Origin of the sequence: Streptomyces durbertensis (assembly GCF_014156695.1) — a bacterium.
GTDB classification, from domain to species: domain Bacteria; phylum Actinomycetota; class Actinomycetes; order Streptomycetales; family Streptomycetaceae; genus Streptomyces; species Streptomyces durbertensis.
In genome coordinates, this window is record NZ_WMLF01000180.1 from 1 (window position 1) to 10,264 (window position 10,264).

Annotated in this window: 14 protein-coding genes and 1 pseudogene; 6 read left to right on the forward strand and 9 right to left on the reverse strand. The window is 69.9% G+C overall.

Annotated elements, in window-relative coordinates:
* Together GL263_RS13895 and GL263_RS13900 are read left to right on the forward strand one after the other, a co-directional pair.
* Positions 1-483 (forward strand): annotated as a pseudogene (locus tag GL263_RS13895) (acyltransferase family protein); the annotation flags it as partial.
* A complete protein-coding gene (locus tag GL263_RS13900; protein ID WP_182856002.1) occupies positions 476-715 on the forward strand; it encodes a hypothetical protein in 240 nt (79 codons plus the stop codon). The pseudogene GL263_RS13895 and the gene GL263_RS13900, both read left to right, overlap by 8 nt.
* Before the next feature lie 27 nt (positions 716-742).
* Here GL263_RS13900 and GL263_RS13905 read toward each other — a convergent pair whose 3' ends face one another.
* Positions 743-1,384: a flavin reductase family protein gene (locus GL263_RS13905; protein WP_182856003.1), complete on the reverse strand. Its 642-nt coding sequence runs from the start codon at positions 1,382-1,384 to the stop codon at positions 743-745.
* Positions 1,385-1,451: 67 nt separating this feature from the next.
* Between GL263_RS13905 and GL263_RS13910 the strand changes: the two genes are divergently transcribed.
* The 3 genes from GL263_RS13910 to GL263_RS13920 all read left to right on the forward strand — a co-directional run bounded on the left by GL263_RS13910 (position 1,452) and on the right by GL263_RS13920 (position 3,144).
* Positions 1,452-2,213: an ArsR/SmtB family transcription factor gene (locus tag GL263_RS13910; RefSeq protein ID WP_182856004.1), complete on the forward strand. Its 762-nt coding sequence runs from the start codon at positions 1,452-1,454 to the stop codon at positions 2,211-2,213.
* A 24-nt stretch (positions 2,214-2,237) separates the two neighbouring features.
* The gene (locus GL263_RS13915) at positions 2,238-2,798 is read left to right on the forward strand and encodes a GNAT family N-acetyltransferase (RefSeq protein WP_182856005.1); all 561 of its coding nucleotides are present in this window, start codon (positions 2,238-2,240) and stop codon (positions 2,796-2,798) included.
* 73 nt (positions 2,799-2,871) lie between these two features.
* Positions 2,872-3,144: a hypothetical protein gene (locus GL263_RS13920; RefSeq protein ID WP_182856006.1), complete on the forward strand. Its 273-nt coding sequence runs from the start codon at positions 2,872-2,874 to the stop codon at positions 3,142-3,144.
* 22 nt (positions 3,145-3,166) lie between these two features.
* Here the strand turns inward: GL263_RS13920 and GL263_RS13925 are convergent, their stop codons facing one another.
* From GL263_RS13925 to GL263_RS13955, 7 genes are all read right to left on the reverse strand, one after another.
* Complete coding sequence (locus GL263_RS13925; RefSeq protein WP_182856007.1) at positions 3,167-3,619, reverse strand: TspO/MBR family protein; 453 nt, start codon at positions 3,617-3,619, stop codon at positions 3,167-3,169.
* 35 nt (positions 3,620-3,654) lie between these two features.
* Positions 3,655-4,398, reverse strand: a complete 744-nt coding sequence (locus GL263_RS13930) for an ATP-binding cassette domain-containing protein (protein ID WP_182856008.1) — start codon at positions 4,396-4,398, stop codon at positions 3,655-3,657.
* Positions 4,395-4,982 (reverse strand): hypothetical protein, encoded by a 588-nt coding sequence (locus GL263_RS13935; protein WP_182856009.1) that lies wholly within the window; start codon positions 4,980-4,982, stop codon positions 4,395-4,397. The genes GL263_RS13930 and GL263_RS13935 overlap by 4 nt, the downstream gene beginning before the upstream one ends.
* Entirely contained in the window at positions 4,979-6,283 is a 1,305-nt protein-coding gene (locus GL263_RS13940; protein WP_182856010.1) for a DUF7224 domain-containing protein, read from the reverse strand. Before GL263_RS13940 ends, GL263_RS13935 begins: the two co-directional genes overlap by 4 nt.
* Positions 6,284-6,384: 101 nt before the next feature.
* Positions 6,385-7,173, reverse strand: coding sequence for a GNAT family N-acetyltransferase (locus GL263_RS13945; protein WP_182856011.1), 789 nt, complete (start codon positions 7,171-7,173; stop codon positions 6,385-6,387).
* Between the two features lie 58 nt (positions 7,174-7,231).
* Positions 7,232-7,528 carry a DUF397 domain-containing protein gene (locus GL263_RS13950; protein WP_182856012.1) on the reverse strand — a complete coding sequence of 99 codons (297 nt, stop codon included), beginning with the start codon at positions 7,526-7,528 and terminating at the stop codon, positions 7,232-7,234.
* Positions 7,525-8,310 (reverse strand): helix-turn-helix domain-containing protein, encoded by a 786-nt coding sequence (locus GL263_RS13955; protein WP_182856013.1) that lies wholly within the window; start codon positions 8,308-8,310, stop codon positions 7,525-7,527. The genes GL263_RS13950 and GL263_RS13955 overlap by 4 nt, the downstream gene beginning before the upstream one ends.
* A 167-nt stretch (positions 8,311-8,477) precedes the next feature.
* Here GL263_RS13955 and GL263_RS13960 point away from each other — a divergent pair, with 167 nt between their 5' ends.
* Positions 8,478-8,987, forward strand: a complete 510-nt coding sequence (locus GL263_RS13960) for an ATP-binding protein (RefSeq protein ID WP_182856014.1) — start codon at positions 8,478-8,480, stop codon at positions 8,985-8,987.
* Here the strand turns inward: GL263_RS13960 and GL263_RS13965 are convergent.
* Positions 8,930-10,264, reverse strand: a 1,335-nt coding sequence (locus GL263_RS13965; protein ID WP_182856015.1) for a cation:proton antiporter, incomplete at its 5' end; no start/stop codon positions are given. The genes GL263_RS13960 and GL263_RS13965 overlap by 58 nt on opposite strands.

Consider the following 10,264-nt stretch of genomic DNA (forward strand, 5'->3'; position numbering starts at 1 on the left):
GCCTACATCCCACCCTCCCTCGCCCCCCTCTTCATGGCCTTCGGCCTCTGGTGGGCCGCGACCCATCCCGGGCCCGACGGCATGGACCTCGGCGACATCCCCCTCGCGCAAGCCTTCTGGAGCTTCGGGTTCTGCGTCCTGCTGCTGCGCATCAGCCCCCAGTGGGACCGCCTCCCCGGCCGCCTCGCCCGCTACGACAAGCTCGTCACGCTCGCCAACAGCCGCGCCGTGACGATCTACCTGTGGCACGAGATGGCGCTTGTCGCCTCCATCCCCCTGCTCGACCCGCTGTGGAAGATCCCCGGCGTCTGGCCCGACCACGCGGACCTGCTGACGTCGCTGTACCCGCCGCTGATGTTCCTCCTGGTCTGGCCCCTCCTCGCCCTCTTCATCGTCGCCGTCGGCTGGGCCGAGGACGTCGCCGCCAAACGCCGCCCCCGCCTCTGGCCGACGCGCCCGGCGAAACGTTCCCGCCGTGTCTGACGGCACCGACAAGCGAGACTCCGTAAACGGCGAGGACGAGTCCGCCTCCGAGGACTGGACGGACAACGTCATCTGGGAGGTCTTCTGCGCCGGTGCCGGTTTGGTGGTCGTGCTCACGGCCGCAAACCCGTTCGTGAGGGCGCTCGCGGCGGTCTACTCCGCCGCGTTCGCGGGATTCGCCGTGCGGCGCGTGCTCCGAGACCGGGCGAAGAAGCGCCGCCGCCCGGCGTGACGTCGCGGGCTCCGCGAGCCCGCTTCCTCATGTGTTGCTTGTTGTCTGGGAACGGAAGCCGTGGCCCAGCTCCGGTCGGGACAGGGCGAAGTAGTGGCGGAAGTTGTAGATCAGAGGGCTCCAGGCGCCGGGATCGACGTGCTGGGTACCGGGCACGACCAGCGCGGCGGAGGCGTGCACCCGTACGACGTCGCACTCCGCGATGCGGAACTCGCCGTCGAGGCCGGCCGGCGTGAGCGTCCGGACCCTTGCCTCCAGTTGCAGCGGGCACTCCGCGACGCGCGGCGGCCGGACCGTCTCGGAGGGCTGCGGGCTCAGCCCGGCGGCCGCGAACTTGTCCGGCTCATGCCGGTAGACGGGCCGCTTCGCGGCCGGAACGGGGTGTGCGCCGGTGAGCGGCGCGAGGCGTTCCACTGCCGCCCACATGTCCGCCGAGGGGAGGTTGATCACCAGTTCCGGGCGGGCGGTGAGATTGGCGACGGTGTGGCCTTCCGCGCCCAGCCCGAGGACAACCGTGTGACCGAGCGCCCAGGCCGACGATATCGGCGCCAGATTTGCCGTGCGGTCGGCGTTCTCGGTGGTCAGAAGGGCAACGGGCGTGCCGAAGTAGAGAACGCTGGGCGAGATCGGGAGGTGGTCCGTGGCTGCCGGGGCGGTTTCCGTGTGCATGATGAGGACGCTAGGGCGCCGAGGCTTCGGTGGCCGCCGAAACATCGGTCGTCCAGAATGGGCGGCCATGAGCAAGCACACGCCTTCGCCCCGGTCCGCCGCGACCGGCCTCGTCGGGCCCGACCTCGCCTCCCTGGCGGGTCTGCTCGCCGACGGCACGCGAGCGGCGATGTGCCTGGCCCTGCTCGACGGCCGTGCCTGGACCGCCACGGAACTCGCGCGGCACACCGGCGTCGCCCCCTCGACAGCGACGGGTCACCTGCACCAGCTCGTCTCCGGCGGACTGCTGGCGGAGGAGCGGCAGGGCCGACACCGCTACGTGCGTCTCGCCGGCTCCGACACCGCCGAGATGATCGAGAGCCTCGCCTCCCACGCCCCGCTGCGGGACACGCCGGTGCGCTCCCTCACCGACGCCCACCGGCGTCGCGCCCTCGCCCACGCCAGGACCTGCTACGACCACCTCGCGGGCACGGTCGCCGTCGCGATCACCGAGGCGATGACCGAGCGATCGCTGCTGACCTGGGACTACGGCCCGGCCCTCAGCGAGGCGGGAAGGGTCTGGCTGCGCGACCTCGGCGTTGAGGACCACCGCCCCCGCGGCTCCCGCCGCGCCCACGTCCGTACCTGCCTCGACTGGACGGAACGCCGCCCCCACCTGGCCGGCGCCGTCGGCGCCGCCCTCTGCCAACACGCCCTCGACGACGGCTGGGTCATCCGCCGCGGCAGCTCCCGAGTCGTCACACTCACCCCGCACGGCCGCACCCTCCTCCACGACCAACTCGGGATCACAGAAGAGACGTTGACCTCGCCCGACACCGACGCGTTCTAGCGCCTCGGTCTTATGGTTCGTCGCATGAGTGACGTGACCAAGGGCAGCGAACAACTGCGAACGTCCCGCCTGTTGTTGCGGCGGCCGACAGAAGCCGACGTCGAGGCGATCCTGGCCATCCACCGTGACCCCGCCACCTGCCTCCACAACCCCTCCGACGCCCTCACCGAACTGACCGAGGCCGAGGAGCTGTATCAGCGCTGGAACGACCAGTGGTCGCGGTGTGGATACGGATACTGGGTTGCCCGAGCCCACGACTCAGAGCGGCAACTGGGCTTCTGCGGAATCAAGCCGATGGAACTGCGCGGCGTGCCCATCCTTAATCTCTTCTACCGCTTCGCTCCATCCGCATGGGGCCGGGGCTACGCCAGCGAGGCGGCGAGCGCGGTCGCCACCTGGGCGTCCCACCATGTCCCCGACCTCCCGCTGATCGCCCGCGTCCGACCGGCCAACACCGCGTCGCAACGCGTGGCGGTGCGCGCCGGGTTGACCCGAGCGGCGCACCTAGACGGCCCCGGCTACGACGGTCACGACTGGATCTATGCGACAAGGCTGTCGAAGACGATGCGTTATGCGTGTGATTAGGTGATTGCGACCAATCAGGCGCGGCGGTGTGAGCCGTCCGCCGACCACAGCATGTTGATAAGGAGTACGGCGCATGAGCACCACCACACGCCGCCGTCCGGGGGAAACCGACCAGACCACCGCCGCCAGGATCCGCAGGTTCGTCCTATGGACGCCGGCAAATCCGTATGTCGCCGCCGTGGTGGCGGCGGCCACGGTGTACGCGGCGCTCGTTCTTGTACGCGCCTTCTGGTCTTCCTCCGGGGAGCCGGTCTTCCAGGCGATGGATTTTGTCCTTGTGCCTGCCGCCTTCTTGCTGGCCCTTCTCACACAGCTCCGGCGTGCGAAACGAGAACGGGCAAGGTAGCCGGCACTCGGCGCGGCGGCCGTCAGGGGTTGAGGCGGTACAGCGCGTGGGTCCATGCGATGTCGTAGAGGACCCACGCGAGGTACGTGGCGACGAGAGCGAGGGACAGCGGGTCCTCGGTGACGGCGATCAGCAGTGCGAGTACCGGCACGGTGAACGCGAGCATGCCGAGAAAGCCCGCGCGTGGACTGCGACGTCCGAAGAAGAGGCCGTTCCACGCCTCGTTGCCGACCAGGACCGCGAACGAGAGCGCGATCGCGGGGACGTCGCCCCTGTCGAACGCCCGGTAGAGCACCACGCCCATCAGTACGTAGTAGACCAGGCCCACCACGAGGAATGCCTGGAACGGGACCATCCAGCGGGGCCAGCGCAGCTCACGGAACCACCGCAGGGCGTCCTTCGAGACCCACAGGTTGCCCAGGACTGCCGCGAGTACGACGCTGCCGATGGTCAGCAGTGTGTGGGTCACGTTCACGCCACGCAGCCTAGCGAGGCGAGGAGCACGTGTCCTCAGTGTGTCGGCGTGCCTTCCAAGAGGTGGGTGTAGGCGCCTTCCGCCGCCCGGCCGGGGAGGGTGTCGGCGGGGGCCTGGGCGAGGAAGCCGGCGCTGGTGCCCTCGTAGAGGAGCCGTCCGGAGTCGAGGACGGCGACGTTGTCGGCGTCGTCCGCGAGGTCGGCGACGTCGTGGGTGGACATCAGGACCCGGACCTCGGAGCTGAGGCCGCGCAACACGTCACGGAACACGCGGCGTTGGCGCGGGTCCATGCCCGCCGTCGGCTCGTCGAGCAGCAGTACACGCGCGCTGTGCACCAGCGCGGCGGCGACGCCGACGCGGCGGAGCTGACCGCCGGAGAGGCGCGACGTACGCGTGTCGGCCTGGTCCGCCAACTCCACGCGGCGCAGGGCGTCCAGCGCCTGGTCCCAGGCGTCCGTACGGGACATGCCCTTCAGCCAGCCGACGTACGCGACCTGTTCGCGGGCGGTCAGCGAGCGCATGCGCGTGATGTCCTGCGGCATCCACGCGATGACGCGGCGGTAGGCGGCGGTACCTGCCGGCGCCCCGTCGAACGTGATCGTCCCGGTGTCGGGGCGGGTGACGGACGCCGCGAGCTTCAACAGGGTGGACTTTCCGGCGCCGTTCGGGCCGAGGAGGATCGTCACGCCCTCGGGCAGCCGGTAGTCGAAGTCCTCCAGCACCGGGTGCCGGCGGAAGCGGCCGTAGGCGTAGGAGCAGGAGTCGAGGACAAGCGTCAAGGCAGTCTCCGGGAGGTGCGGGTCTGAGCGGCGAGGCCGGCGAGCAGGGCGAGCGCGGCACTGACCGCCGCGTGCGGCGCGCTGAGCGGCTCGGGGATGACCGTCCAGGGATAGGGGTCCTTGCTCGGGCGGAAGCCGAGGTAGAGCACGGCGAGCACCCAGAGAAGTGGAGCCGCGGCCGCGCGGTTACCGACGAACGGGTAGACGCAGAGCATCAGGCCGACGAGGAAGGCGGTGTTGCGGCCGAGGGCCAGGACTTCGGTCGCGTCCGTGAGGACGCCGACGAGCAGGCCGATGGCCGTCACCGCGAGGACGGTGGAGAGACTGAGCAGCACGTCGTAGCGGGCGACCGGGCGGATGCCGGTCACCTCTGCCGCCGCCTGCCGCGACTCCAGGCAGGTCAGTAGCGCCGCCGCCACCGGCAGCGGCGCGAAGAGCAGGAAGACGACCTCCATCATCCCCGACAGGCCGAACGTCGGCACGGGGATGGCCCTGTCACGCGCGGTGAGGACGACAGCAAGCGTCAGGAGAAGAGTGGCCGGGAGGAGCACATGCGCCTGCCGGGCGAAGAACCACCACCTCACAGCCCCTCAGCCTCCCGTGCCACGCCTTTGGCGCAGGACTGCTTGAGACCGTCGTGGTACCAGCGCAGCTGCTCGTCGGGGGGCAGCTCTCTGACCTTCTCCACCTGTTGTCGCAGCTTGTCAGTGCGGGCCGGACCGAAACTGTCGCTGCGCGTGTACCGGTCGAGTAGCCGCTCGCCCTCGCCGACTGTTCCGGCGGCCCACAGGCGAAGGGCGCGGCGCTGGTCACCGCCCGGGTTCGGGCACGGGAACGACTCGTGGATCGCCGACATGATCAGCTTGTGCCGCAACTTTCCCTGCTCGTGGTAGTACGTGAGCGGGTGGCGCCACAGCGCGGCGGACTCGCGCTCACCGCCCCGATCGCTGACCGCCGAGTCCGTGACCGCCCGGGGAACGGCAACCAGGCCGGCGCGGTGCATCTCCTCCACGACGGCCGATGTCTCCTTGTGGATGGCGGGGAGGCGGTCGGCGGCGCCCTCGGGCACGCAGACCTCCGGGGACCGCCCCTCACAGACGAGCGGAGTGATGCCCGCCTTCACCGGCACGCTTGAATCCCAGTCGGCCACCAGGCGGTACGAGGTGAGTGTGCACGCGGCCACGATCGCGCAGGCCGTGACGACCCGAAGAGCGATGTGGAGGCGCGGAACCCACAGCAGGCAGAGAGCGGCCGCCGTCCCGCAGGCGAGGAGGATGGCGGGGAAGACGGAGCTGAACGGTATGTACTCGCCGAGAATCACCGCGTCGGCGCCGCGACCGAACATGTGGCGCGGCGCGAAGCTTGTCATGGTGACCGAGAAGCCCGGCACCAGGAAGACGGTCACGCCGAGCAGGGGCGCGGAGATCGTAGGCCGCAGGACAAGTCCGACGGCAAAGCCGATGACCGCGTACGCCACGGGCACGACCAGCGCCATGAGCATGTGGGGAGCGATGTGCCAGCTCGGAACAGTACCGGCCTGGATCAGACTCGCGGTCACGGGCAGCACGATCGCCAGCCAGGTCACGGCCAGTACCGGCCAGAGCGCCTGCGTGGCGACGGCGAACCGGTTGCGGGCCGGTGCGAGACCCCACACACCCCACTGCCGCAGCTTCCCGCCCTCCCAGGCGGCCAGCGCCGCGACGGCGGTGAGGGAGAGAAGGTAGACGGGCTCCAGCGCGTCCGCGACGACGGCCGGCGGATGCCCGTAGGGAACCCATGTGACCGCGTCGTAGGTGTGGACGACGTAGTAGAAGAGCATCACGAGGAGCAGCGGTACCGCTGCCCACAGTGCGCTGCTCGCACGCAGCCGGGTCCAGAGTCTCAACGGGCTGCGCCTCTTTGTGGGGACGGGACAACACGACAAGTTCGCGCGGCCGAAACCCACTTGTGGGACGAATCGAACTGCGCTGCGGTGAGATTACCTGTTCAGTCAGGTTGTGGGGTCCAGATGTAGGGCGTGGTGCCGGTGACGGCGGTGAAGCCGAGGCGGCGGAGGATGGGGGCGCTGTCGGGGGAGGCGTCGACGTATACGTAGCGGTAGCCGGCTGCCGCCGCGAGGCGGGCGCGGGCGGCGACGGTGGCGCGGTAGATGCCGCGTCCGCGCCAGGCGGCGAGCGTCGCGCCGCCCCAGAGGCCGGCGAAGTCCGTACCCGGTTCGACCACCAGACGGCAGGAGGAGACGACCTCGCCTTCGGCCTCGGCGACGAGGACGGTGACGGTGTCGTCGCCGGAGGCGATCAGTGCGTTCAACTCGTCGGCGAGCCAGGACTTGTCCTCGCCCCAGACCTCGGCCTGCATGGCGGCCAGGCGGTGGAGGTCGGCCGGGTCGGTGACCGTGCGGAGTTCGACGCCGGGCGGGAGGACGGGGGCGGAGGCGGCGATGGTGTCGGTGCGGGCGACCAGGACCGTCTCGGGTTCGTCCGGCTCGAAGCCCGCCGCGCGGAGGCGGTCGGGGAGATCCGGCGGGAGGTCGTGGGAGCGGGTCTTCCACTCGACGGATTCGCCGCGCGCGGCGAAGTAGTCGCGCTGGCGGGTGATGAGGTCGTCCAGCTCGGCGGGGGGCAGGGCGAGGTCGCGCGGGCCGCTCACGAAGCCCTGGTGCAGGCCGACGACCCGCACCAGTGGTCCGTCCGTCTCCAGTCGCGCGCCGGCCGGTAGGCGGCCGTTCCAGCCGCGCAACTGCGCGTCGTACGCGGCAAGCAGGTCATCGTCCATGCGCCCGGACGATACGCCGCCGGGCGCGGGGACGGTTACCGGTTTTTCTCCGTCGGCGTCAGGCCACGTGGGCGGTGAAGGCGGACCAGGCGGTGGGGGAGAGGGTCAGGACGGGACCGTCGGGGTCCTTCGAGTCCCGCACGTGGACAACCGACGGACACGCCGCGACCTCCACGCAGGCTCCGCCTTGCTCGGTGCTGTGCGTCGACTTCCGCCAGGCGTAGCCGACCTCCACGCAGTTCCCGCCCTCGTCACCGCTGTAGGTCGACTTACGCCAGGTGTAGGCGACTTCAAGGCAGTTGCCGCCCTCGCTACCGCTGTAGCTCGACTTGAACCAGTTCAGTGGGCTGTTCATGTCTCTCCTAGCAGCCGGAGCAACAGACTTCGGCTCTCCTCCGGGGTGAGAGCCTGCGTTCGCAGCATCGCATACTTCTGCGCCAGGATGCTCACCTCATCTGGGTCCGAGACGAGTTGGCTACCGCGCTGGGTCTCCATGTACGCGATGTGCTCGTGGTCTGGTGTTTCCAGGACGACGAATGGTCCGTTGAGACCAGCGTGGGACTCTCTGCCGAACGGCAGGATCTGAAGTGAGATGCCGGGGAGGTGGGAGCAATCGATCAGGTGTTTCACGTTGCTGTGCCACACCTCCTCGCCGCCAAGACGGTCCATCAGGACTGCCTCGGAGATGACAAAGCTGACGTTCGGCGGCTGCTTCCGGCGCAGTATCTCCTGCCGTTCGATTCGCGCGGCGACCTGTTGTTCGATCTCCTCCTCGCTGTATGCCGGAACGCGGCTGCGGAACACCGCGCGGGCATAGTCCTCGGTCTGGAGCAGGCCAGGCACGACCTGGTTCTCGTAAGACGAGAGGGCTAGTGCCTCCGCCTCGCGATCCACGAACTCCGCCGCCCAGATCGGGTACTTGTCCATCTCCGGCATGTTGTCCACGGCGATGGTGAGGACGCCGCCCGTGTTGAGGACTTCGTCGAGTTGGACGGCGAGTTCGCGTTTCAGGGGCCTGCGGCCCTGCTCGATGGAGGCGATCGTGTCGTACTCGGCGTTGACGCGTTCGGCCAGGTGCTCCTGCGTCAGCCCCGCGTTGCGGCGGAGCTGGGCGAGTTGCGCGCCGACGAGGCGCATCGCCGAGGCGTTCTTCCTGCGTTGGTTGCGGTGTGCGCGTGCGGATGGGTGCATGGTCGGTATAACTCCCCCAACCGGCCTGTACGTGACCGGGAATGACCCGTACAAACGATTTGTACGAGCCAGCTCACGGTCACAGCGTAGTTACCGCCCGCCATGATCGGCGCATGAACGGAGAAGAATCAGTACCGCTGCGCTTCCGTGAACGTTTCTTCCCGCGTGAGCGGGCTTCCGTGCGTCTGGCGCGCGTGTTTGTCGGGCGGGCTCTGCTGGACTGGGGAATCGTCGTCCGGATGGACGATGTGCTGCTGTGCGCGTCGGAGTTGGCGGCGAACGCCGTCCGGCACGGGGTTCCGCCGGGGCGCGGTTACGGGGTGCGGATGTGGCGGGAGCGCGGCGGGTCGCTGTATGTGGAGGTGCACGACAGCGGGGGCGGGGTTCCCCGGCTGCTGCGGGAGCCGGGGCGGGACACGGACGCGGAGGCCGACGGCGGGTGGGGCCTGTTCCTCGTGCGGGAGTTGTCGGACCGGTGGGGGGTCGCGCCGCGCGACTCGAGGAAGGACCCGGGGAAGATCGTGTGGTGTGCCTTTGACCTCCCGGCCGTCGCCGTGCCGGAGGCTCATTTGCGGGGTCTGCCGAGCGGGGCGCGGACGAGGGTGTCGTCCACCAGGCAGTAGCGCCAGTCCTCGCCGGGTTCGGCGGACTGGATGATGGGGTGGCGGGCGTCGGCGGCGTGGGCCCGGGCGTGCCGGTGGGGTGAGTCGTCGCAGCAGCCGACGTGGCCGCAGGTGACGCAGAGGCGTAGCTGCACCCAGTCGGTGCCCAGCCGCCGGCACTCCTCGCAGGCGCGCTGCTCGGTGTCGGTGATCCTCACCTGGTCGAGGTGCGTGCAGGAGGTGGTCGTGGTCTCCTCCCGCACGTACCGCCAGTTGGAGCGCAGCACGGCGTCCGGCATGACACGTGCGAGGTAGCGCGACTGGGAGGCCAGTAGCGGGCTCAGCACGGCGAGGATCAGCACGTAGAGGGCGACGAACGGGCCGAGGCGGTTGTCGAGGTCGGCGGCGAGCGCGAGCGTGACGAGGATGAGCGAGAACTCGCCACGGGCGAGGATGGTCAGGCCGATGTTCGCGGCGCCGCGCTGGTTGAAGCCGAAGAGGCGGGCGGCGATGACGCCCGCGCCGACGTTGGTCGCGAGCGTGACGCAGACGGCGAGCAGGGCGGGTACGAGGACCGGGCCGAGGTCGGCGACGTCGATGGCGAGGCCGAAGCTGACGAAGAAGACGGCGGCCAGGACGTCCCGGAGCGGCAGTACCAGCCGTTCGACGCGCTCGTGGTAGCGGGTGCGGGAGACGACAAGCCCGATCATCAGCGCGCCGATGGCGTCGGAGACGCCCAACTCCTCCGACAGTCCGGCGACGAACACCACAAGGCCGACGGCGACGACGGCCAGCAGCTCGTCCTCGCGGCTGCCGATGAGGCGGCCTACCGCGCGGGCGCCGTAGCGGGCGACGACCAGCAGCAGGGCGAGGAAGCCGAAGCTGACGGCGATCTCCCGGGCGAGTTCCAGCGGGGAGGCGGCGTCGGAGAGGACGGGGGAGAGGAGGGCGAGATAGAAGGCGAGGAACAGGTCCTCGATGACGATGATGCCGAGGATGACGGGGGTCTCGGCGTTGGCGAGGCGGCGGAGTTCGATCAGCAGCTTGGTGGCGATGGCGGAGGACGAGATGCCGAGCGCGCCGGCGATGACGAGGGCTTCCGCGCCGCCCCAGCCGAGCGCGAGGCCGAAGAGCAGGCCGGCGCTGACGTTGAGGCCGATGTAGCAGACGGCGGCGAGGAGGAGCCGGCGGCCGCCGCCGATGACCTGTTCGAGCGGGAACTCGACGCCGAGGTGGAACAGCAGGAGGACCAGGCCGAGGGAGGCGATGAGGGCCAGGTCCTCCGGGTGCTCGACGAG